This is a genomic window from Cutibacterium nasicola (assembly GCF_051303185.1).
In the GTDB taxonomy this organism is placed as follows: Bacteria; Actinomycetota; Actinomycetes; order Propionibacteriales; family Propionibacteriaceae; genus Cutibacterium.
Window position 1 is genome coordinate 143,957 of the sequence record NZ_JBPPGE010000005.1, and the last position, 23,146, is coordinate 167,102.

21 protein-coding genes are annotated in these 23,146 nt (G+C 64.0%); 6 read left to right on the forward strand and 15 right to left on the reverse strand.

Annotation, left to right across the window (positions count from 1 at the left end; all coding sequences use genetic code 11):
- Positions 1-68: 68 nt before the first annotated feature.
- The 3 genes from ACSJJT_RS09620 to dxr form a co-directional block, all read right to left on the reverse strand.
- Positions 69-2,603, reverse strand: a complete 2,535-nt coding sequence (locus ACSJJT_RS09620) for an ExeM/NucH family extracellular endonuclease (protein WP_435918084.1) — start codon at positions 2,601-2,603, stop codon at positions 69-71.
- Positions 2,604-2,768: 165 nt separating this feature from the next.
- Positions 2,769-4,049 carry a M50 family metallopeptidase gene (locus tag ACSJJT_RS09625; protein ID WP_435918085.1) on the reverse strand — a complete coding sequence of 427 codons (1,281 nt, stop codon included), beginning with the start codon at positions 4,047-4,049 and terminating at the stop codon, positions 2,769-2,771.
- Positions 4,046-5,269: a 1-deoxy-D-xylulose-5-phosphate reductoisomerase gene (gene dxr, locus ACSJJT_RS09630; protein ID WP_435918086.1), complete on the reverse strand. Its 1,224-nt coding sequence runs from the start codon at positions 5,267-5,269 to the stop codon at positions 4,046-4,048. The genes ACSJJT_RS09625 and dxr overlap by 4 nt, the downstream gene beginning before the upstream one ends.
- Before the next feature lie 98 nt (positions 5,270-5,367).
- Here dxr and ACSJJT_RS09635 point away from each other — a divergent pair, with 98 nt between their 5' ends.
- Both ACSJJT_RS09635 and ACSJJT_RS09640 read left to right on the forward strand, forming a co-directional pair.
- Positions 5,368-6,738 (forward strand): serine hydrolase domain-containing protein, encoded by a 1,371-nt coding sequence (locus ACSJJT_RS09635; protein WP_435918087.1) that lies wholly within the window; start codon positions 5,368-5,370, stop codon positions 6,736-6,738.
- Positions 6,735-7,832: an LOG family protein gene (locus ACSJJT_RS09640; RefSeq protein ID WP_435918088.1), complete on the forward strand. Its 1,098-nt coding sequence runs from the start codon at positions 6,735-6,737 to the stop codon at positions 7,830-7,832. Before ACSJJT_RS09635 ends, ACSJJT_RS09640 begins: the two co-directional genes overlap by 4 nt.
- Here ACSJJT_RS09640 and gdhA read toward each other — a convergent pair.
- The 7 genes from gdhA to rpsB all read right to left on the reverse strand — a co-directional run bounded on the left by gdhA (position 7,810) and on the right by rpsB (position 14,654).
- Positions 7,810-9,147: an NADP-specific glutamate dehydrogenase gene (gene gdhA / locus ACSJJT_RS09645; protein WP_435918089.1), complete on the reverse strand. Its 1,338-nt coding sequence runs from the start codon at positions 9,145-9,147 to the stop codon at positions 7,810-7,812. The genes ACSJJT_RS09640 and gdhA overlap by 23 nt on opposite strands.
- Before the next feature lie 87 nt (positions 9,148-9,234).
- A complete protein-coding gene (gene rlmN / locus ACSJJT_RS09650) occupies positions 9,235-10,455 on the reverse strand; it encodes a dual-specificity RNA methyltransferase RlmN (protein WP_435918090.1) in 1,221 nt (406 codons plus the stop codon).
- 92 nt (positions 10,456-10,547) lie between these two features.
- On the reverse strand, positions 10,548-11,411 hold the full coding sequence (locus ACSJJT_RS09655; protein ID WP_435918091.1) for a phosphatidate cytidylyltransferase: 864 nt from the start codon (positions 11,409-11,411) through the stop codon (positions 10,548-10,550).
- A gap of 11 nt (positions 11,412-11,422) precedes the next feature.
- The gene (frr, locus tag ACSJJT_RS09660) at positions 11,423-11,977 is read right to left on the reverse strand and encodes a ribosome recycling factor (protein WP_435918092.1); all 555 of its coding nucleotides are present in this window, start codon (positions 11,975-11,977) and stop codon (positions 11,423-11,425) included.
- 33 nt (positions 11,978-12,010) lie between these two features.
- Positions 12,011-12,727: a UMP kinase gene (gene pyrH, locus ACSJJT_RS09665; RefSeq protein ID WP_435918093.1), complete on the reverse strand. Its 717-nt coding sequence runs from the start codon at positions 12,725-12,727 to the stop codon at positions 12,011-12,013.
- Positions 12,728-12,963: 236 nt separating this feature from the next.
- Positions 12,964-13,776: a translation elongation factor Ts gene (gene tsf, locus ACSJJT_RS09670; protein ID WP_435918094.1), complete on the reverse strand. Its 813-nt coding sequence runs from the start codon at positions 13,774-13,776 to the stop codon at positions 12,964-12,966.
- A 35-nt stretch (positions 13,777-13,811) separates the two neighbouring features.
- Positions 13,812-14,654, reverse strand: coding sequence for a 30S ribosomal protein S2 (gene rpsB, locus ACSJJT_RS09675; RefSeq protein WP_435918162.1), 843 nt, complete (start codon positions 14,652-14,654; stop codon positions 13,812-13,814).
- Between the two features lie 316 nt (positions 14,655-14,970).
- On the opposite strand from rpsB, the gene ACSJJT_RS09680 reads away from it, so the two are divergent.
- Complete coding sequence (locus ACSJJT_RS09680) at positions 14,971-15,906, forward strand: tyrosine recombinase XerC (protein WP_435918095.1); 936 nt, start codon at positions 14,971-14,973, stop codon at positions 15,904-15,906.
- Here ACSJJT_RS09680 and ACSJJT_RS09685 read toward each other — a convergent pair.
- Positions 15,891-16,358, reverse strand: coding sequence for a M23 family metallopeptidase (locus ACSJJT_RS09685; protein ID WP_435918096.1), 468 nt, complete (start codon positions 16,356-16,358; stop codon positions 15,891-15,893). The genes ACSJJT_RS09680 and ACSJJT_RS09685 overlap by 16 nt on opposite strands.
- Positions 16,359-16,769: 411 nt before the next feature.
- Between ACSJJT_RS09685 and ACSJJT_RS09690 the strand changes: the two genes are divergently transcribed.
- Together ACSJJT_RS09690 and def are read left to right on the forward strand one after the other, a co-directional pair.
- Positions 16,770-17,852, forward strand: a complete 1,083-nt coding sequence (locus ACSJJT_RS09690; RefSeq protein WP_435918097.1) for a lactonase family protein — start codon at positions 16,770-16,772, stop codon at positions 17,850-17,852.
- 65 nt (positions 17,853-17,917) lie between these two features.
- Positions 17,918-18,520, forward strand: a complete 603-nt coding sequence (gene def / locus ACSJJT_RS09695; protein WP_435918098.1) for a peptide deformylase — start codon at positions 17,918-17,920, stop codon at positions 18,518-18,520.
- Here the strand turns inward: def and ACSJJT_RS09700 are convergent.
- Positions 18,504-19,358, reverse strand: a complete 855-nt coding sequence (locus tag ACSJJT_RS09700) for a TrmH family RNA methyltransferase (protein WP_435918099.1) — start codon at positions 19,356-19,358, stop codon at positions 18,504-18,506. The two genes, def and ACSJJT_RS09700, sit on opposite strands and share 17 nt — an antisense overlap.
- Before the next feature lie 32 nt (positions 19,359-19,390).
- On the opposite strand from ACSJJT_RS09700, the gene ACSJJT_RS09705 reads away from it, so the two are divergent.
- Entirely contained in the window at positions 19,391-20,383 is a 993-nt protein-coding gene (locus ACSJJT_RS09705) for a bile acid:sodium symporter family protein (RefSeq protein WP_435918100.1), read from the forward strand.
- 175 nt (positions 20,384-20,558) lie between these two features.
- On the opposite strand, the gene ACSJJT_RS09710 is transcribed toward ACSJJT_RS09705, so the two are convergent.
- From ACSJJT_RS09710 to ACSJJT_RS09720, 3 genes are all read right to left on the reverse strand, one after another.
- Positions 20,559-21,749 carry an SPFH domain-containing protein gene (locus ACSJJT_RS09710; RefSeq protein WP_435918101.1) on the reverse strand — a complete coding sequence of 397 codons (1,191 nt, stop codon included), beginning with the start codon at positions 21,747-21,749 and terminating at the stop codon, positions 20,559-20,561.
- 85 nt (positions 21,750-21,834) lie between these two features.
- On the reverse strand, positions 21,835-22,299 hold the full coding sequence (locus tag ACSJJT_RS09715) for an NfeD family protein (RefSeq protein WP_435918102.1): 465 nt from the start codon (positions 22,297-22,299) through the stop codon (positions 21,835-21,837).
- Between the two features lie 34 nt (positions 22,300-22,333).
- Positions 22,334-23,119: an ABC transporter ATP-binding protein gene (locus ACSJJT_RS09720; RefSeq protein WP_435918103.1), complete on the reverse strand. Its 786-nt coding sequence runs from the start codon at positions 23,117-23,119 to the stop codon at positions 22,334-22,336.
- Between the last annotated feature and the right edge of the window lie 27 nt (positions 23,120-23,146).

Genomic DNA, 23,146 nt, shown 5'->3' on the forward strand with positions numbered 1-23,146 from the left:
CAGTGTGGTGACGCTGACAGCGAGCACCCGCCCTGTCGTGGTGACGGGGCGGGTGCCGCGAGGATTCGTCAGACTCCGGTGCGAGGCAGACCGGGACGGGTTCCCGGCACGTGTCCGGGGGCAGGAGCGACCGTCGTGCTAGAAGCAGTGGCCGGGGTCGGGGTGCTGGCCGACGGAGTCGGCGCCACGGTCGGCGCCGGGGCCGGAACCTGCATCGAGAAGCCGACGAGTGCCGGGGAGTGGTCCGAGGCACCGAACTGGCTGGTGGTGTAGAAGTCGGTCACGTTGTAGTTGCGACGCGAGTACTGCATGGCCACCGACTCAGATCCATTGATGTCCCAGATTCCGGCTCCAGAGACCAACTCGTGGGCCTTGGCATTGGCGAAGATGTGGTCCAGGGAGCCCACGCGACCCGAGTACTGATAACTGGCGGCACCGGGGTCGCGCTCCTCGACAACCTCACTGAATCCGGCGTCCTTGATGGCGCGGATCGGGTCCTCCATGGCGTAGGCATTGAAATCACCGAGCATGAAGACCGGGTCGTCCCTGAAAGTCGTGTTCACCCAACCCGTCAGGGCCTTGGCCTGGGAGACGCGGCTGGGGTTCGACTTGCCCTGCCCGGTGCGGTCATCCTCACCAGAACCCTTGGACTTGAAGTGATTGACGACCGCCACGAAGGTGCGCTTGGAACCCTCCGGCTGGAAGCGCTGGGCAAGCGGCTGGCGGGCATTGGCGAAGGCCGGGTCGGCCAAGATCTGCGAGGCACCCACCGGGGCGACCTTGCCGACCTTGTAGATGAAGGCCGAGCGAATGACGTCCTCGTTCGGGGGAACGACACTCGGGCTGGGAACGTAGGCCCACACCTTCTTGCCGGTGGCCTTGTTGAGGGCGTCAACAAGAGTGGCCAAGGAAGCGTCACGGGGCTGGCTCGAATGCCAGGTGATCTGGGCGGAGTTCTCGACCTCCTCGAGAGAGACGACGTCGGCACCCAGACCGTTGATCGCTGTGACGATCTTGGCCTGCTGGTCGGCAAGGGCCTTCGGCGTGTAGGCGCCACGGACCAGGCAGTAGTTGGCCGAGACCGGGTTGCCGTCACGGTCGAGATAGGCCTTGCAGTTCGGCTCGTCCTGGCCCAGATCGGTGAAGTAGCTCAGCACGTTGAAGCTGGCCAGCTTGACGCTGCCAGCCACGGCCGGTGGGCTGGCCGGGCGGTTGTTACCGACCTTGATCGGCGACAGTGTGGAGGCCGCACCGACGACCTGACCGGTGGGCTGGAAGTTCCAGCCGAACCGCTGGTCCATGATGACCGGCGAGGTGAAGTCGACGTGAGTGCCGGTGCGCATCGGGGTGTCCTGGGACAGGTACGGCAGCGGCGAGTTCTTGGCGTCGGCGTTGGTCATGAAGTTCCACGAAGCCCCGTCATCAAGGGTGATGTACCTGGCCTTGTTCGCCACCTCGACAGCCTCGGCGTCCTTTCCCGGAAGGGCAACCTCGGTGCCCTGGTAAAGGGGCTTGTCGCCGTCGGCCAGGCCGATCTGACCGTACTGGTTGAGGCCGTAATTGTTGGTGATGGTGTAGCCGCTGGTGGGCTTGACGAGCATGCCCTCGTAGGCCTCCCGCTCGGCGTCGGTGGCCGGCAGCGAGGTCAGCTCGGTGGCCTTGACCGGGGCGCAACCGAACCTGCGATCGACTCGGGTGCTACCGCCGATCTCGGTGAGGTCATGGGCCTCCGTGACGGTGCCCCTGACGGTCACGCAGTCGCCGACCTTGATGTTGACGGCAGCCCACTTCGAGTACACGAAGACGCCGTCAGAGGCATCCGTCGCCCTCTTCGGAGTGCCACCAGATCCTGGGGTCTGGATGTAGATGCCATTGAATCCGCCGGTCGGATAGGCAGCGGTGACGACGCCCACCGTGGTGACGGCCTTGTCGACCAGTGGGCTGACCGGACCATTGCCCTGGATCTTGGAAATCGGGGTCTCAGTCGGGTCCGGGGTGGGGATCGGAGTCGGGGTGGCTGCTGGGACCGAACCGGAATTCGTCGGGGTGGGATCTACGACCTCGAAGTCCGCCGAGTTGTCGTCGGTGTCGACGCCGTTGCGACGCTCGATCGAGGTGGTGTTCGACGGGGCGGGGGCCGCCTTCGTCTCGGCCACCGATGCAGCACCGTAGCCAACCAGGTCAACGACAGCACCAGATGCGTCAGTGATACGTACCGACCCCGTGATGGCACTCATGAATGCCGAGCACTCGGCGTCGGGAGTCGGGAGGGGCTTGCTACCGCCGTCTCCCCTGGCCTCCTGGACCAGGAAGTGACCACCGGCCTTGACGGTACCGACCAGGCTACAGGTGTTGGCCACCTTGCCCTTGGCAGTGAGGTATTCCAGCTTCCACCCCTCGACGGAGACGTCCGCAGAGGTGGGGTTGAGCAATTCGACGAAGTCATGGGTCCAGGTGGCACCGGAGTTACCGCCACCTCCATAAACCTCATTGACGACGACGTGGCCGGCTGCCACCGGATCAGCATGGGCTGGCTGGACCGCGACGATCATGGCGACGCCGCACGACAGAGCACAGAGGCCTGCCAGGACACGTCTGGACATTGTGGTCATGAGAATTCCCATCTCGTGGTAGGCAACGTTCGCGCGTCACCTTGCCACGGTAGATACGACGACAGAAACGGTTGTCACCGACAATTCACCGAGCTTTTTCCATCATTGCGTAACAACACGACGTCTCACGGCTGATTCACAGGAGTGCCAGGGAGCTCAGAAGATCTTGACTGGGGAGACGACGTCAGCGACGACGAGGATCAGCCCCATGACAAGCATGAGGACGCCGATGACCCACGCCACCGGCAGCATCATCGCGGTGTCGGCCGAGCCCGGATCAGGCTTGCCCAGCACCCGGAAAATCCCCCTCTTGCACGCCTCGTAGACTGCTCCGGCGATGTGCCCGCCATCCATGGGTGGCAGGGGCACCACGTTGAACCAGAAGAGGAAGAGGTTGAGTCCGCCGAGCAGACTTGCACCGGTGGCGACCTTGTCCCCGAAAGTCAGTTGGCTGTTGCCCGCGACGTCGCCGGCAATTCGGGATGCCCCCACAACACTCATCGGACTGTTGACGTCCCTGGTCCTCCCGGTGATCATGTCGGAGGCGACACTCCAGGTCAGTTGTGGGAGTCTGGCCAATGCGCTCAGTGACTGCTTTGACATCGTCCACATCTGAGACATGGTGTCGCCCGGCCCCGAGTGAACGACGACCATCGTCGGGCTGACGCCCAGATACCCTGCTTCGATGGTGCGACCTGGATTGTTGAGGTCTGGGACCTGAGTGACGAGAGTGTGCGTTGGCGAAAGATTCACGGAGTCGCCATCGCGCTCCACGACAAGGCGAACCTCCCCATCACCGTTGGCACGGATGAACTCCTGCAATTGCGACCAGGATCCCACCCGTCGACCGTTGAAAGAGACGATGCGATCCCCCGCATGCAAGCCGGCCCCAGCAGCCGGTGCTGGACGGTCTCCCTTGGGGCACGGACCAGTGGTCTGGGTGGATTGGACGCACGGAGTGACCGCGGCCACCGTCGTCGTCTCGGCGGGGCGCCCATGAATGCCGAATACTGCCCAAAACAGCAGGAAAGCCAATACCAGGTTGGTAAGGATCCCGCCGCTCATGATGATGAGCCGCTGCCACACCGGTTTGTCGCTGAAGAGACGTCCGCGGTCCGCATCGGTGATCTCCTCCGCCTCGGCCGCCCTCGCCTGGTCGGCCAGCTTCGTCAGCTTGTTGGCATGACGGTGATGCACCTCGGTGGGATACATGCCGACCAGGCGCACGTATCCGCCCAGTGGGAGCCACTTGAACCCGTACTCGGTCTCACCACGGGTGAAGGACCAGATCTTGGGCCCGAATCCGGCGAAGAACTCGGTGACCTTGACCCCAAAAATCTTGGCCGGGATGAAGTGACCGCACTCGTGGAGCAGCACCGAAAGGATGATGAGGCCGAAGAAGACGATCCCGGCCAGCACCTCGATGACGGTTGTCACCGGCGAATCCCCTGGGCACACATCTCTGCAGCGCGTCGACGGCCCCAGGCGTCGGCGGCCAACACGGCGTCAAGGGTGAGAGCGTCGTCACCAACATGTCGAGAGCCGGGGTCATCGTTGGCATCATCAGACAAGTGTTCGTCAAGGACCGCGGCAATGGTTTCAGTTATCTCGAGGAAACCAATACGTCCATCACAAAAGGCGTCGACACAGGACTCGTTGGCGGCATTGAATATGGCTGGTGCAGTACCTGCGGCGAGTCCAGCTCGTCGTGCCAGTTCGACCGCACCAAAGGTCTCGTTGTCCAGAGGTTCGAAGGTCCACTGGGTGGCCGTCGACCAGTCGCAACCAGCAGCCGCATCAGGGATGCGGTCGGGCCAGGACAATCCCAGGGCGATCGGCAATTTCATGTCAGGAGGCGACGCCTGCGCAATCGTGGCACCATCCCAGAACTCCACCATCGAGTGCACGACAGATTGCGGATGCACGACAACGGTGATGTCGTTGAGGTCAACGTCATAGAGCAGGGCTGCCTCGAGTAATTCCAGTCCCTTGTTGACCATCGTTGACGAATTGATGGTAATGACCCGACCCATGTCCCACGTGGGATGCTTCATGGCGTCGGCAGCACTGACGTCCACCAGTGAGGCGCGGTCGCGGCCACGGAACGGCCCCCCAGATGCCGTCAGGACGAGGCGTCGCACCTCATGACGCCCGCCTCCTCGCAGACACTGGGCGAAGGCGGAATGCTCAGAATCCACAGCAACGATCTGTCCGGGGGCAGCCGCCTGGGTGACGAGCCTGCCCCCGATGACCAGGGATTCCTTGTTGGCCAGGGCCAGTGTCGTCCCGGCGGCAAGGGTTGCCAAGGTCGGACGCAGACCGGCAGCTCCGGTAATGGCATTGCACACGACGTCAGCGGGCATCCCGGCCAGTTGGGTCGAGGCCTCCGGCCCGGCCAAGATCTGAGGACTGGGCACCGGAACATCGCGGGACCCTGCCTGGGCAGCGAGTGCCCTCATGAGTTCCTCTGCAGCGTTCTCCCGTGCGATCGCAACGACGGGGACGGAGAAGTCGAGCACCTGCTGGGCCAGCAGGCCAACATCTGAGCCACCTGCCGATATGCCGGCGACCTCAAATTGGTCACGGCGCGACGCGATGACCTCCAAGGTCTGTGTTCCGATCGATCCAGTGGAGCCGAGAATGATGACCTTCTTCACCCTGCCAGTGTGTCACGACCGTTTCAGGGGACCGATTCGAGGGACAACCCGTTCATTCATCTCCCCGAGGTCCTGGCCAGCGGCCCTACAGTGGATTCATGACCGACAGTGTCCTCGACATCACCGCCGATGCCCTCGAAGAGGCCGGAGTCCACCCGCATCGACTCATCGTCCGTCAGCACGGACAGGTCGTCGGGCGACGCCGCTGGGCACCCTGGAGCCCCGACGTTCCCAGCCTCGTCTATTCCTGCTCGAAGACCTTCACCTCTGCTGCGGTCGGCATTGCGGTGGACCGTGGCGCTTTCGGGTACGACGACACCCTGGCAGACCTGTTGCCCGCTTTCTGCACCGATGAGACCGGACCGGTGGCCAGATCCATCAGGGTCCGTGACGTGCTGGCGATGGCGAGTGGTCATTACCCCGAACAACTCATCGAGCCTGCCTTAGGCGTGCCGCAAATTCCCAGCGTCGAGACCGCCAAGGCGTGGTTGGCGACCGAACCAGCCGGACGTCCCGGGATCGACTTCGCCTACAACAACCTTGGCACCTGGATGCTCTCTCGAATCGTGCGTCGACATACCGGGGTGGACGTCGACGCCATCATCACCCGAGAGGTCCTGGAACCGCTGGGATGCGGGCCGCACAGCTGGGCCGTCGACATGGACGGCATCCCGTTGGGGTTCAGTGGCCTGCACATCGACGCCGAGGACATGGGTCGGTTCGCCCAGCTCCTCCTCGACGACGGCATCCATGACGGCACACGTCTACTCCCCCAGGAATGGATCGAGCAGCACCGCGTCAAACATGTCGAGTCCGATGGCCTCACCGGCCCTGAGTGGGGGCTGGGTTACGGCTGGCAGACCTGGATCTCCAGCCATGGTTACCGTCTCGACGGTGCCTTCGGCCAGTTCGCACTCGTCCTCCCCGAGGTCGACGCCGTCATCGTCATGACCAATGAGGCAGGCGAGGGCCCCGGAAACACGCAGGCGATTCTGCAGATCGTCTGGGACCACCTCCTACCCGCACTGAGGAAGGGCATGGATCCCGAACCCGACGAGGGCGTGCGCAGCCAGCCGACGGCCCTCGGCGAGTTCGACCCGACGCGATCGGTGCAGGGCGTCGTCGATGGTTCTCACATCGTCGTCTCCCCTCGCGGTGACGGAGACAGCTGGGCGATGTCCTGGCACTGCACCCGACCCCAGGTCGGCATCGTCAACGCAGCCCTTGACGTCACCGTCGGTCATGACGAATGGCTGATCTCTCACTGCTGTGTCGGCGAGGGCACCATCGACATCGCGGCGAGCGGTGGCTGGCAGGCAGAGGATTTCGTCGCGAAACTTGACGTCATTTCCAGCCCCCACGGCCTCACCGTGCGGATGTCCCCGGGCTCCACGACAATCCAGTGGGATTGTGATCCCCTCGATCCCCGGGGTCTGTTCGGCCTGGCCCACCCGGAGTCGCATCGATGAGTCCTTCCCCCATCGAGATCGAGACGGTCGAGCAGCTGGCGGAAGCGGCACCGGATCTGTCCGGACGCGTGGTGCAAGGGGTCAATCTGGCCGACTGCGCCACTGTGCTGCGCACCTGCGATGTCTCCACGACCATCTTCCTGGGATGCACCGGCCCCGTCCTTGTGACGGAGTGGCTGAGGGCCCGGGGTGCCCTCATCTTCCCGAGCATCCCGGGAGTTCCGTTCGACCCCTATCACCCGGGGGCCTACACCGCCCAGGAGTTGTACGACGACATCGACCAAGGATACCCCGCCACCCTTGACGCGGCGGTGGATCGCTGGCGTCGCGGGCTGTCCACACCTCCGGGATTGCACGACACCCTCGCCACCGCCCTCCATGACGACTCCATGACGGACGCCATGGATGATCTGCTCACTGGCACCGATCCGACCATGACGGTCGGCGTCATGGGTGGCCACACCGTCACCAGGGATTCTGATGGGTACCGCATGGCAGCCGACCTGGGAGCCACCCTTGCTGATGCCGGCCACCTCGTCGTCACCGGTGGCGGACCGGGCGCGATGGAGGCCACCAACCTGGGAGCAGCCTGCCCACCCGATCTGCTTGACCACTCAATCGACCGGCTGCGCGAGATCGTCGGGACCGCCGACGTCACCGCCTGGGTGCAGGCGGGTCTGGACGTCGTCGCCTCATGGCCCGATGGTCCGGCTCACCGCACCATCGGCATCCCGACCTGGTTCTACGGACACGAACCGCCAAACGTCTTTGCCACCAGCATCATCAAATACTTCTCGAACGCGCTGCGCGAGGACATCCTGCTCAATCGATGTCGTGGCGGGATCATCTACCTACCCGGTCAGGCGGGAACCGTCCAGGAACTCTTCCAGGCGATGACGGGCAACTACTACGCCACCAATGAGAACGAGGTGACCCCGCTCATCATGCTCGGCAGCCATTACTGGAGCCAGACCTTGCCAGCCTGGCCGCTGCTCCACACGATGTCGCGGGATCACCTCGTCGCTGGTCACATTCGCCTCGTCGACACCATCGAGGAGGCGGTGGAAGCGCTCAGACGACACCCATCGCGATGACGGCGTCGGCCACCTTGGTGAAGCCGGCGATGTTGGCGCCCATGACGTAGTCGCCTGGGTGACCGTAGGCGTCAGCAGTCTCGATGCAGCGGTCGTGGATGTCGGCCATGATCTGCTGCAGTCGGGCCTCGGTGGCGTCGAAGTCCCAGGAGTCGCGGGCGGCGTTCTGCTGCATCTCCAGGGCCGAGGTCGCCACGCCGCCGGCGTTGGAGGCCTTGCCGGGAGCGAAGAGAACACCAGCGTCGTGGAAGGAGTGCACAGCCTCGGGGGTACACGGCATGTTGGCACCTTCGGCCACTGCGACGACACCATTGCGGATGAGGGTCTTCGCCTCGTCACCGTTGAGCTCGTTCTGGGTCGCGCAGGGCAGGGCAACGTCAACCGGAGTGTCCCAGATGGACTCGTCGGTGTGGAAGGTGGCCGAGTCGCGGCGGGCGGCGTACTCGCTGATGCGGGCTCGCTCGACCTCCTTGACCTGCTTGAGCAGGGCGACGTCGATCCCCTTCTCGTCCACGACGTATCCGCTGGAGTCCGAGCACGCGACAACGGTCGCACCGAGGTCCTGGGCCTTCTCGATGGCGTAAACGGCGACATTGCCCGACCCGGAGACGGTGACTCGCAGGCCGTCCAGCGACTTTCCGTTGGTCGCCAACATGCGCTGGACGAAGAAGACCGTACCGTAACCGGTGGCCTCGGTGCGCACCAGGGAACCACCCCAGGTGAGCCCCTTCCCGGTGAGGACCCCGGACTCGTGACGGTTGGTGATCCGCTTGTACTGGCCGAAGAGGAATCCGATCTCACGTCCGCCGACGCCGATGTCACCGGCGGGGACGTCGGTGTGCTCACCGAGATGACGGTAGAGCTCGGTCATGAACGACTGACAGAACCTCATGACCTCGCCTTCGGAGGCCTCGTGCGGGTCGAAGTCCGAGCCGCCCTTGGCGCCGCCGATCGGCATACCGGTCAACGCATTCTTGAAGATCTGCTCGAAACCGAGGAACTTGATGGTTCCGAGGTACACCGAGGGGTGGAATCGCAGTCCGCCCTTGTACGGCCCAAGTACCGACGAGTACTCGACACGGAAGCCACGGTTGATGCGCACCTTGCCCTTGTCGTCGATCCACGGGACTCGGAAGATGATCTGACGCTCCGGTTCGCAGATACGCGACAGAACTGCTGCCTCAACGTACTGCGGATTCTTCTCGAGCACCGGGCCGAGGGACTCAAAGATCTCCCGCACGGCCTGATGAAACTCGGCCTCCCCCGCATTGCGCTTCAGCACCGCCTCGTAGGCGTCCTCGAGCTGACTGTCCATCAGGCGACCTCCTTCATGTGTTGGCGTTACTCGGATGATTTTTGCACCACATCAGCCCAACTCACCCCACTGGGTCGCCCTGTGGACTCAGTTGCCCAATCCCTCCGAGCGTCCCGCGGCAGCCAACTGACCACATGCGCCATCAATCTCAGAGCCTCTGGTCTCGCGCACCGTGACCGGGATCTTCCAGCGCTCCAGGGTCTCGACGAAGGCGTCCTGATCCTCCCGACGAGACGCTGTCCAGCGCGAACCTGGCGTCGGGTTGAGAGGAATGAGGTTGACGTGGGCCCAGGTCCAGTCTCCCCGACGACGAATCTGGCGAGCCAGCATGGCGGCGCGGTCGGCCTGGTCGTTGATGTCCTTCATGAGGGCGTACTCGATCGAGACCCGACGCTTGGTCCTCTCGGCGTACTGCCAGGCGGCGTCAAGGAGTTCGTCGACCTTCCACCGCCGGTTGACCGGGATGAGCTCGTCACGCAGCTCGTCGTCGGGGGCGTGCAGGGAGATGGCCAGGGTGACGGGGATCCCCTCCTCGGTCAGCGCCTTGACACGCGGGACGAGACCAACGGTGGAAACCGTCAGGGCACGGGCACTCATGCCCACTCCGTCGGGGCCTTCAGCGGTCAGAGTGCGCATGGCGGTGAGCACCGAGCGGTAATTGGCCATCGGCTCACCCATTCCCATGAAGACGATGTTGTGAACACGGCCGTTGGCTCCGGGAACCTCATCAGCCTCGATGAGGCGGTTGGCCGCCAACACCTGGCTGACGATCTCAGCGGTGGACATGTTGCGCTGGATACCGCCCTGACCAGTCGCACAGAACGGACACGCCATGCCACAGCCGGCCTGGGAGGAGATGCACAAGGTGGTGCGAGCCGCGGAATGACGGGTGGCCGGGTAGTGCATGAGAACCGACTCCACCAGTGCCCCGCCGTGCAGCCGCCACAAGGTCTTCACGGTCATGCCATGGTCGCAGGACTGCCGGGAAACCTCTGTCAACAGTGTCGGGAACCAGGCATCGGCGATCTCTTGACGAGCTGACTTGGGTAGGTCGGTCCACCCCATGGGGTCAACCTCCCAGCGGTCGAAGACGTGGGCGGAGATCTGACGAGCGCGGAAGGCCGGCAGGCTGAGGTCCTTGACGGCCTGTACTCTCTCCTCAACGCTCAGGTCAATCCAGTGCCGAGGAGGCTTGGTGCGCCTCGGGGTGCGCACCACAACCGGGATCTCCTTGTCGGTCAGCGGTGTGATGGGCAGTACGAGTCCCGACGGCGACAGGCTCGGGCGGTCGGATTCAGTATCGGTCACGAGACTCCTCTCAACTTGAGGTCAGCCACCATGGATCCGTCGACGGTGGCTGCACGGTTCTCAGGTGCGATGGATGACGGGCACGAGCTCGGTCACAGCACCAGGGACATGACGAGCCAGGCGAAGGGTGCCGAGAACAGCACCGAGTCCAGCCGATCCATCACTCCGCCGTGGCCGGGCAGGAAGTTCGACATGTCCTTGATGCCGGCATCGCGTTTGATCATTGACTCGACGAGATCTCCCGCAGTTCCCGTGAACGCGAGAATCACGCCCAGGAGCAAACCGGCCCACACCGGGGCATCGAGCAGTCCGCTCAGGCAGGCCCATCCGACGAGGGCCGCCATGCTGACGGATCCGGCGAAACCCTCCCAGCTCTTCCTGGGGCTGATCCTCGGGGCCATCTTGTGCTTGCCGAAAAGCACACCGACGGCATACCCGCCGGTGTCGGAGGCGACGACGCTGAGAATCCAGGTGGCGATGCGCCGACTGCCGCCGTCGTCTCCCATCATGAGTGGGACGAAGCAGCCCAGCAACGGCAGGTAGGCGATGGTCAACAGGCTTGCCGCGACGTCCTTGACGAATCCGTCAGAACCACGCGGCAGGCGCCACGCCATCGCCGCGACCGTCGTCGCGCCGAGAGCGGCAACGAGGAACGTGTTCGGCAGGATGCGGAGGTCCATCGTCGAGGCCGCGTATGCCCCGATGACCATCACGACGGTACCGACGCAGATCGGCACGATCGCAGAGTCCATGCCCAGTCGAACCATCGCTCGATGGAGTTCGATGGCTCCAGCCACCAGGGCCAGGGCCATCAGCAGGACGAACCCCCAGTGCCACCACCCGACGGTGCCGATGACGGCCCCGCACAACACCACACCTGTGGTGATGGCAGCAGGAAGGTCACGGCCAGCACGTGAGGTACGTGTGACTGTGGCCTTCTGCTGAGAGTTGTCCATCCCGATTCCGATCAGATCTCGAGGAGCTCGCTCTCCTTGGACTTCAGGAGCTCGTCGATCTGCTCGACGTACGTGCGGGTGACCTGGTCGAGTTCCTTCTCCAGGCGAGTCAGCTCGTCCTCGGAGATCTCCTTGTCCTTCTCCTGCTTCTTGATCATGTCGTTGCTGGCACGACGGACGTTGCGCACGGCGATGCGACCTTCCTCCGCCTTGGCCTTGGCCATCTTGATGTACTCCTTACGGCGCTCCTCGGTGAGGGCCGGCAGGACGCAGCGCACGACGTTGCCGTCGTTGGAGGGGTTGACGCCCAGATCGGAGTCACGGACAGCCTTCTCGACCTCGTTGACACAGCTCTTGTCGAACGGGGCGATGAGGACGGTGCGAGCCTCCGGAACCTGGAAGCTGGCGAGCTGCTGCAGCGGGGTGGGGGTGCCGTAGTACTCGACCATGATCTTGTTGAACATGGCGGGGTTGGCGCGCCCGGTACGAATGGCCGCGAACTCCTCGCGGGCATGGTCGACCGCTGACCCCATCTTCTTCCCGGCGTCTTTGATGATGTCGCTCACTGTGTTGTCCTTCCTTGGTGTGTCTTCGATGGTTCAGCGATGGACGGTGGTGCCGATGCCCTCACCATTGATGACGCGAGCGATGTTGCCAGGGGTCTCAAGGTTGAAGAAGATCATCGTCAGGGCGTTGTCCCTGGCCATGGCGACGGCAGTGGCGTCAGCGACCTTGAGGTCACGTGACAGGAACTCATCGTAGGTCAGTTCGTCGAACTTGTGGGCGTTCGGGTTGGTCTTGGGGTCGCTGTCATAGACGCCGTCCACCCCCTGCTTACCCATGAGCAGGGCATCCGCGCCGATCTCGAGGGCACGCTGCGCGGCGACGGTGTCGGTGGAGAAGTACGGCATGCCGGACCCAGCGCCGAAGATGACGACTCGTCCCTTCTCCATGTGACGCTCGGCCTTGCGGGGAATGTACGGCTCGGCAACCTGGCCCATGGTGATGGCGGTCTGGACGCGGGTGTCGACTCCGGCCTTCTCGCAGAAGTCCTGCAGGGCGAGGCAGTTCATGACGGTTCCGAGCATGCCCATGTAATCAGCGCGATCACGCTGCATGCCGCGTTGCTGAAGCTCAGCCCCACGGAAGAAGTTCCCTCCACCGACGACGACGGCCACCTGAACACCGGTGTTGGCGATATCAGCGATCTCGCGGGCTTTGGCGGCAACGACATCGGCGTCAACACCGATCCCTCCCCCTCCGAAAACCTCTCCGGACAACTTGAGAAGAACTCGGTTGTAGCGCTCTGGCATCATCTCTCCTGGTCGGCGAACATTGACGCGGGATGCGTCACCCCAGCTTAGCCCGAGGACGGCCACCACCGCAGTTCACCGTCGTCTCGACCAGCATTCACCACCAGGAACTCCCGCCACGAGTTGGCCCGGGAGTTCTGGCTTCCAGCGAACATCCGTATCCGAGAACGACGAACGGCCCCACCAAGCGGTGGGGCCGTTCGTGGTCAGTCATCCCCCCGGTTCGCACCGGGAAGGAGTCACTCTCCAGCGGAGAAACGCACGAAGCGCTTGATGGTGACGCCAGCGGCCTCAAGGGTCTGGGCGACGGACTTCTTGTCGTCGGAGATGGCAGGCTGGTCGAGCAGACAGCTCTCCTTGTAGAAGCCGTTGAGGCGACCCTCGACGATGCGGTCGATGATCTTCTCGGGCTTGCCCTCCTCGCGAGCGATGTCAGCGGCGACGCCGCGCTCGTGCTCGACGACGTCAGCGGGAACCTCGTCGCGGGACAGCCAGCGCGGGCTCATGGCGGCGATCTGCAAGCAAGCCCCGTGCACGGCCTCCTTGTCATCACCCTCGTACTCAACCATCACGCCGACCTGCGGGGGCAGGTCCTGGGAACGACGGTGCAGGTAAACATGGGCGTTGCCGTCGAAGTGGGCGACGCTGGCGAGCTCGATCTTCTCGCCGATCTTGGCGGCAAGCTCGCCGAGCTTGCCTCCAACGGTGGTGCCGTCGGCCAGGGCGGCGGCGTTGGCGGCATCCTTGGAGTCGGCCCCGGCCTTCTCGACGGCCTTGGCGATTTCCTCGGCAGCGGCGATGAACTCCTCATTCTTGGCGACGAAGTCGGTCTCGGAGCCGATGTGTACCAGGGAGGTGCCAGCAGCGGCGACCAGGCCGTTGCTGGCCTCACGGTCGGAACGCGTGGCGGCCTTGGCAGCGCCGGAGACGCGCAGGATGTCAACGGCTTTGTCGAAGTCGCCGTCGGCCTCGGTGAGGGCCTTCTTGGCGTCCATCATGCCGGCGCCGGTGGCGTCGCGCAGCTTCTTGACCTCAGCAGCAGTGATAGCCATGGATAATCTCAGTCCTGTCTATACGTGGGCGAACTTCAGTTGGACTTCTCAGCCTTGGCGGCCTCGGGGGCGTCGGCCTTGGGCTCCTCAGCCTTGTTCTCAGCCTTGGCGTCGCCCCCCTGGAGGAGCTCGCGCTCCCAGTCAGGCATGGGCTCAGCCTCAGCAGCCTGATCACCGGACTTACCAGCGGAGCGAGCCATGAGGCCCTCGGCGACGGCGTCGGCGATGATACGGGTCAGCAGGGACACCGAACGGATGGCGTCGTCATTGCCCGGGATCGGGTAGTCGACCTCGTCGGGGTCACAGTTGGTGTCGAGGATGGCGACAACCGGAATCTTGAGCTTGCGAGCCTCGTCGATGGCGAGGTGCTCCTTCTTGGTGTCGACAACCCAGACGGCCTGGGGAACCTTCGGCATGTCGCGGATACCGCCGAGGTCCTTGGCCAGCTTGTCCTTCTCACGGGAGAGCATGAGCAGCTCCTTCTTCGTGAGACCGGAGCCGGAGGCCTTGTCGAAGTCCATGGCCTCGAGCTCCTTGAGTCGGGCGATGCGCTTCGAGATGGTCTGGAAGTTGGTGAGCATTCCGCCGAGCCAACGCTGGTTGACGTAGGGCATGCCAACACGGCTCGCCTGCTCGGCGATGGACTCCTGAGCCTGCTTCTTGGTACCGACGAAGAGAACCTGGCCCCCCTTGGCCACGGTCTCCTTGACGAAGGCGTAAGCCTTGTCGATGTAGGTCAGCGACTGGTGCAGGTCGATGATGTAGATACCGTTGCGCTCGGTGAAGATGAAACGCTTCATCTTCGGGTTCCAGCGACGGGTCTGGTGTCCGAAGTGGACGCCGCTCTCGAGGAGCTGGCGAGTGGTGACGACGGCCATGACCGTGTCCTTCCTCATCAGGGCACACCACGGGTGTGCCAAACGGTTGTGCGGCGGCGCGGGATTGCGTCACCTCCTGATGCATCACCGTCCGCCCGCCTGCCGTGGCAAGACCGTGGGCGTCCGGTCGTTGATGACGTCGATGCATGCGAAGTCAGTCCGAAACATTCCGGACTGCCCGGCCAGCGTACGACATGAAGTGGCGATCAAGCCAATCGTGATGGGCCTGCTCGGATCACTGCTCGTCTCCCGGATCACCGATCCTCTCCGCGTGTCCACCCCGTCATCCCGACGCTGACAGACCACAGTAGGTGTGGTGAATTCTCGCCCTGACTCCCCGCGCCTTCCGAGTGCGCTCTCGGTGCCCATCGAGGACTTCTGCGATCACCTGACAACTCTGCATCGCTCCCCCCACACCATTCGTGGTTACCGGGCTGATCTCACTGACCTCATGGAGCACGTACACGACCACGGCGTCGACTCCATCGGAGGCATCGACACCACTGGCGTGCGCACCTGGCTGGCCGACACCCGGCTGGCCGGCGCAACAGCGGCCACCATGCAACGCCGTTGGTCAGCGGCCCGGGTCTTCTTCCGGTGGGCATCCAACGAGGGACTCATCGACGGGAACCCGACAGCCGACCTGTCCTCGGCCAAGGTTCCGAAACGTCTGCCGGCCACCCTCGGCGTCGAGCAGGCCCGTCACATCCTCGACGATGCGATTGCCGAGGCTCGCAACGATGAGTCCCCCCAGGGAGCCCGTGATGCCGCCATCCTGGAAGTACTCTATGGCGGCGGCCTTCGCGTCGGTGAGCTGTGCGGCCTGGACCTGGGTGACGTCGACCGGTCTCGTCGAACGGTGCGCGTGACCGGCAAGGGGAACAAGCAACGCACCGTGCCGATGGGAGAGCCCGCGCTACGCGCAGTCGACGAATGGCTGACGCGTCGCCAGGAGTGGGTCTGTCCCACGTCGGGGGCAGCGCTCTTCCTGGGCACCCGCGGAGGACGGATCGATCAACGAGTGGTGAGACGCATCGTCCACACCCATCTGCGAGCCGAACCGGACTCCCCCGACCTGGGACCCCACGGACTGCGTCACGCCATGGCGACGCACCTTCTGGAAGGCGGAGCTGATCTACGCACCGTCCAGGAGATGCTGGGGCATGAATCGCTGTCCACCACTCAGATCTACACCCACGTGTCCGCCGAGAGACTGCGGACGGCATTCCATCAAGCTCATCCCCGGGCGTGACCCCCTCGGGCCACCGCCCGAGTCACATGCTCGTCGATGAGTGACTCCCCGTCACGACCGGCTCCCAGCCATGGCGGCATCAACGTGCCGGTGGACACCGTCGGAGTCTTCACACCGGGTAGCTCCCTGGGATGTCGCAGGCCTTGTCTACCTGATGCCATCCGCGCTCGCCCCTGCGTCGGCAGGAGACGTACCTCAATGTCCAACAGGGTCATCGGGTTCTGATATTCGGTTCCTTTCTTGAGTCCCCAGTGCAGACAAGTGCGGGCACATGGCGGCCCCACACCCACCAGCCCAATGACCTGACCAGGAATGACGACCTCCCCCACCTCCACGACGGGAACCACCGGCATGTGAGTGGTCCGCCGCCCGTCGGGCAACATGATGCTGACCACCCCGGCGCCGGCGACCTGCCCGGCGAAGACGACGACCCCGGCGGTGACTGTCCTCACGGGTTCTCCAGGTGATGCCGCGAACTCGACCCCACGGCTACCAGGCAACCACGGCTTGGCCGGAGGATCGAACCCCTTGGTCACGGAACCGGGCACGGGCGGACGTCTCCGCACCGGCACACCAAGATCGCTCGTGGGCCGTGCTCGCCACGCCAGAGCTTCTGCGGGCGGGGCCGCAACACTGTGGGTAGGGGCAGGAAGAACCAACAGACATGTCCCGATGACGATGATCAACACACTGACACAAACAGATCTCCTCACATCTTCAGTTGTCGTCCGACGCCGCGAAATCCGCCATCTTTTTCCGCGCTGTGGACAACCTCGTGACATTGGACGTCACCGGTTGTGGACAGTCCCGCGTCCTGCATTGTCTGACCTTGTGGATCGCTCATCGTGAGTAGGCTTCCAGCCATGGCTGTCACCCCAGTTCTTGCCTGTCATCGCACCACCGATACCTCAGCCGGAGGCATTACCGCATGGCAGTTGGCGGATGAGTCCGATGGGCTCCACACCGAGGTCGGCGGCACCTGCCACCTCGGAGACGCGTCCTGGGTGACACCACTGAACAACGTGGTCGCGGTGCTCTGCGAACGTGACAATACCCTGTGGATCGTCCATCCCGGCCGCCACTTCCAGGTCGTCGGAACCATTGAGTTGGAAGGTCAATGGCCCTGCCACGGAGCCGTCGATCCCACCGGTCGGCTCATGGCGATCACCGATTACGCCTCTGGCCAGGTTGAGTTCGTGGATCTGTCGGACCTGGCCCGGCCAAAGGTGCGCCACGTACTGGATCTGGGCAAGGACTGCACTTTCCCCGGCTCGCTGCCAGACCGTCAGGAAGGGCCTCACCCCCACCAGGTGACCTGGTTGGATCGTGCCCACCTCGCCGTCACCGACCTGGGAGCAGACCGCATCCATGTCCTGCGTTGGAGCGAGGCTGCCCCTGAGGTCATTGATTCTCTCACGACCCCTGCCGGTGTGGGCCCTCGTCACCTCACCCTCACCGAGGACGGCCGAAAACAGATCCTCACCGTCGCGGGAGAATTGTCCGCGACGGTCAGCACGTGGTCCCGGCCCACCGGACACGACATGTGGGCCCGGGGGTGGCGATTTGTCACCGAGACACCGTCGTCGCGCTGGTCAAAGGTCCCTTCCCGGAGAGGTCATCCCTGCCAAGCCGCTGCCCAGCCATCTGCAATCGTGTCCTCCCCGAATGGCCAACACTTCGTCGCCAACCGTCTGGTGGGAAGTATCGGGGTGCTGGAAGGCCGGTTCGGACGACTCGAGCTGGTCGACGAGTTCGACACCACCGGGGCCAATCCGCGCGACATCACCGTCACCACCCAGAACGGCACCCGAGTCTGGGCTGCGCTGCCGGACGAGGGCCACATCGCAGTTCATCGGCGCGACGACCACACCGGCACGTGGCAGGTCGAGACGACCATCGACCAACCCGGGGTCATGCGGGTGCTCGTCGGCCCCACCATCGGGTGATCACCGGCACCTGCCCACTCGTGAGACAATCACCTTGGACACTCATCAACCTCAGGAGATCAGTCATGCGCAAGCACACCCCCAATGACGACCCCCGTTGGGAGGATCTGTTCAAAGGTGGGTCCCTGCGCCGGGTCACCCGGTGGGGGGAGCCTGTTCTCCACGCTCAGACCCGCCCGGTCACCGAGTTCGACGAGGATCTGACGACCCTCATTCGTGACATGTTCACCACCATGGACGCCGCCGACGGTGTGGGTCTTGCCGCCACCCAGGTCGGTGTTGACCTGTCGTTGTTCGTCTACATCTGCCCGGACGCCGACAACATCATCCACCACGGTGCCTTCTGCAACCCGGTCGTCACCTTGCCGGAGGGACGCGAGCGTCGCCTCGAGGCTGCTGACGAGGGCTGCCTCTCGTGGCCCGGCGGATTCCAGTCCCTGGCCCGCCCCGACCTGGCCACTTGCACCGGCCAAGACCCGTGGGGCAACGACACCACCGTCACCGGAACCGGTTTCTTCGCCCGCTGCCTGCAGCACGAGACCGACCACTGCAACGGAGTCGTCTTCGGAGACCGGCTCTCCAAACGTTCGCGTCGCAAGCTCGACGAGCGGCACGACAGGGTGGCCCATCTGTACCCCGACGACTGGCCGCTCACCCCGAAGGGCTGATCTGCGAAGAGTTGATCGGCGAGGCCATGACGTCCCTCAATTCGTAACAGGCCACTGCTGCGGCTGCGGCGACGTTGAGGGAATCAACTCCTGCGACCATCGGGATGCGTACCACGACGTCAGCCTGACTGATCCAGTGGGCCGACAGGCCCGCCCCCTCGGTGCCCATGAGCAGGGCAACCCTGCGTGGACTGGCTCGCAGGTCCGCGGAGAACTCGTCCAGGGTGACTGAGTCGTCATTCAGGGCCATGGCCGCCACCGTGAAGCCGTGGTTACGCAGCTCGTCGAGACCACCCGACCAGTCCTCGAGCCTGGCCCAGGGCAACTGGAAGACGGTTCCCATCGACGTCTTGATGGCTCGCCGGTAGAGCGGGTCAGCCGCGCGGGGGGCCAACAGGACACCATCCCACCCAATGCCTGCGGCGCACCGGATGATCGCTCCGACATTGGTGTGGTCCACGATGTCCTCGCACACCACCAGCCGTCGAGCATTCATGAGATCGGCAGTGCTCCAGCGCGTCTGCCGACACATCGACGCCAGAGCACCACGGTGGACGTGGAACCCGGTCACCTGCTCGGCCAGGGCCTCGGAGACGACGTAGACCTCGACGTCGAGGTCGTCGAAGAGATCGCGCAGACCGTCGATCCAGCGCGGAGCCAACAGGAATGACCTGGGCGGGTACCCCGCTTCACAGGCGCGCCGGATGACCTTCGCCCCCTCCGCGATGAAGAGCCCCTGCTCAGCCTCCAAGGACTTGCGAAGGTTGACGTCGCGCAAGCTGACGTAGTCGGCCAGGCGGGTATCAGCCGGATCATCGATGTCTGTGAACGTTGCCATCGCTCCAATCTACCGGTGGCTATCGTGGACAGGTGAGTTCTGCCAAGCCACGCCGCACGCTGCCCGTTGACGGATTCGTCATCGCCATCGTCGTGACAGCCATCATTGGGTCGATCCTTCCCGCCTCAGGATCGGCTGTCCCCATCGTCACACACGGGGTGACCGTCCTCATCTTCATCTTGTTCTTCCTCTACGGTGCCCGTCTGGAGCCGCGAGAGACGCTGGACGGCCTGAAGAACTGGAGATTGCAGGGCGCGATCCTGGCCTCCACCTTCATCATCTTCCCGCTCATCGGGCTGGCAATGAAGGCCCTCGTACCGTGGGCCCTGCCGGCGACCCTGTACGTCGGCATGTTGTGGATCTGCCTGGTGCCCTCGACGGTGCAGTCATCGATCAACTTCACCTCGATCGCCCATGGCAATGTCGCGGGGGCGATCGTGGCGGCCACGATATCGAATCTGCTGGGTACCTTCCTCACCCCGGTACTCGCACTGCTGTTGATGTCGACCACCGGTGGTCTCAAGATCCAACCGTCCAGCTTCCTGGACGTCATCCTACAGTTGCTGCTCCCCTTCGTGCTCGGCCAGCTTTCACGACGCTGGACAGCCGACTTCGTGCAGAAGCACCGCAAGCCGCTGAAGTACGTCGACCAGGGCTCGATCATCCTCGTCGTCTACTCGGCCTTCTCCGAGGGCATGCGTGAACACATGTGGTCCCTGGTGTCCCCAGCCTCCATGGCCGTCCTGACGATCATCTGCCTGGCCTTGTTGATCTTCATGCTCTGGCTCACCTGGGTGGGCTCGGGATGGCTCGGATTCAACCGTGAAGACCGCATTGCAACTCAGTTCTGCGGCACCAAGAAGTCCCTGGCCACCGGTCTGCCGATGGCGACAGTGCTCTTCGCTGCTCAGCCGGTTGCCCTCATCGTCCTGCCCCTCATGATCTTCCACCTCACCCAGCTCATCGCCTGCGGCGTTCTGGCCGGTCGCTATGCCCGCCAGTGGGAGGAAGCCCAGCCGTCATGACGCAGACCCTCTGACGACGGGAACCTCTGCGCGCACGAACACGGGGCGGGATCACAGTGATCCCGCCCCCCATCAGATCATTGGGTCTGGGAAGGCCACTACCCACCGAATTGCTGGCCCCATACCGCTGATTCAGGTGGGTCGGTCGACGAGGTCGTCGGCCTGGGGCCTCCCACTATTCCTGGCTGGTGGTTGTTCCGGCCGACTCATCCTCGGCCTGGGCCTCGACCGGGGCTGGAGCCGGAATCTGGGTGCCGGTCACCTGGCCGCGGTCCTTGTGACGCTTGCCGGACAGCCCCGGGTTCTCGAGCTTGGCAGCTTCCTGAATGGCCTGCTGGACGGTGGCCTCGGACGCTTCTTTCTCCTCAACCTTCTGAGCCTCGATCTCGGCGAAGACGTCAACCTTCTCAGGCGCGGTGAACCGGCTCGGATCGGCGACCGAGAATCCGTCCTTGTCGGATCCTTGAGGTGCACCGCCGGCCATCGACCCTAGGCCCTTGAGGGCGTCGTTGAGCTCGGAAGGCACGACCCACACCTTGTTGGAGTCGCCGTGGGCCAGGGTCGGCAGCATCTGCATGTACTGGTAGGCCAGCAGGCCTTGGTCAGGCTGTCCGGCGTGGATGGCGTTGAACACCGTCGTGATGGCTTGGGCCTCGCCCTCGGCTCGCAGCATCTGAGCCTGACGGTCAGCCTGGGCATGCAGCACTGCGGCCTCACGATCGCCCTGGGCACGCAGAATTGCCGACTCCCGGTCGCCACCGGCCGACAAGATCTGGGACTGCCGCTGGCCCTCTGCCAGCAGAATCGCAGCTCGCTTGTCGCGCTCGGCACGGGCACCCTTCTCCATCGCGTCACGGATGGTGGGCGGCGGTTCAATGGCACGCAGCTCAACTCGGTTGACCTTGATACCCCACTTGCCAGTGGCCTCGTCGAGAACCGCGCGCAGCTTCTGGTTGATCTCCTCACGGCTGGTGAGAGCGGCCTCCATGTCCATGCCACCGATGATGTTTCGCAGCGTCGTCATGGTGAGCTGCTCGATCGCCGTCTTGTAGGACTGGGCCTCGTAGGCGGCACGCTCGGGGTCAACGATCTGGAAGTAGATGACCGAGTCGATGTTGACCATCAGGTTGTCCTCGGTGATGACTCCCTGCGGCGGGAAGGGGACGACCTGTTCACGCATGTCGAGGTTGTACTGCACGCGATCGATGATGGGGATGACCAGGTGGGGGCCAGGGGTGAGACGTCGGTTGAACTTACCGAGTCGCTCGACCAAGCCGATCTTCTGCTGGTGGACGATCTTGATGCTCGAGGCCAAGACGGCGACGAGCAGCGCAAGGATCACCAGAACCGTGATGAACTGGGGCATGGAAACTCCTGCAAAGGGTCGTGGACGGTGCCGGTCACGCCATGGCACCGTGTTCATCATCCCAGATCAGGGAAAAATTTTCAGATCACGGACCGAGGCTCCTGCAAACTGGATATACAACGAGAGTTGTCCCGTCCACCTCGAAGACCTCGACCTTCTCACCGGAAGCAATCGCCATGCCCGGCTCGAAGGCTCGTGCCGACCACTCCTCGCCCTCGACCTTGACCTGCCCGTGGCCATCCGTGATCTGCGTGGTGGCGACCCCGCTCGAGCCGACCAGCTTGTCGAGGGAGGACCGGTATCCGGGAGCTTCCCGGACTCGTCGTAACAGGGTGGGACGCAGCACAGCCAGCATGAGGACGGCGACAGTCACGGCCACGATCGCCTGGACCAAGACCATCCCCGGCAGGAAGAAAGCCGTGATGGCACCAGCAGCCGCCCCACCGGCCAACATCAGCAAGGTGAAATCGCCGGTGAGCATCTCGGTACAGGCCAGCACTGCCGAGCCAACCAGCCAGACCAGCCACGGCCAGTCCTTCACGTGATCCATCACGGTACTCTCCCGTCGTCAGGTGGTCCTACATTCAGTGGGCAGCGCGGGCATTCCATCGGCCATCAACGTGACTGACGGTCAGCGGTGTCCCGAAAGCACCCGAGAGAACCTCGGAGGTCAGGGTCGTCTCGACCGGCCCGGCAGCCACGATGTGCCCGTCGGCCATCACCAAGGCATGGGTGACGCCAGCCGGGATCTCCTCCAGGTGATGGGTGACGAGCATCGAGGCAGGGGCATCAGGATCGGTGAAGATGGACGAGAGCACGTCAACCAACTGCTCACGACCTGCGAGGTCGAGGCCCGCGGCGGGCTCGTCCATGAGCAGCAGCTCAGGATCGGTCATGAGCGCACGGGCAATCTCGACCCGTTTGCGCTCCCCCTCGCTGAGGGAGCCCCAGGTGCGATCGGCCATTCCGACCAGGCCCATGCGCTCCAGCAGTTCTTCCGCGCGGTCGACGTCCTGCTCGCCGTAGGCCTCACGCCAGCGTCCGACGACACCCCAGGCAGCCGAGACCACGATGTTGCCGACCTTCTCCTGGGCCGGGATACGATGCGCCAGGGCCGAGGAGGCCATGCCGATGCGAGGACGCAGCTCGAAGACGTCAACGGCGCCGAGGATCTCGTCAAGGATCTCGACCAGTCCCACGGTGGGGTGAAGCTGAACTCCCAGCACCTGCAGAAGGGTCGTCTTTCCCGCTCCATTGGGACCGATCAACACCCAGCGCTGGCCGTCTTCGACGTCGAGGTCGACGTTGTCGAGGATCCATCGATCCCCGCGTCGGACTCCCACGCCTGCCAACTGCGCCACTGCATTCATGGGAATGAACCTACCGTGTACCGGCGA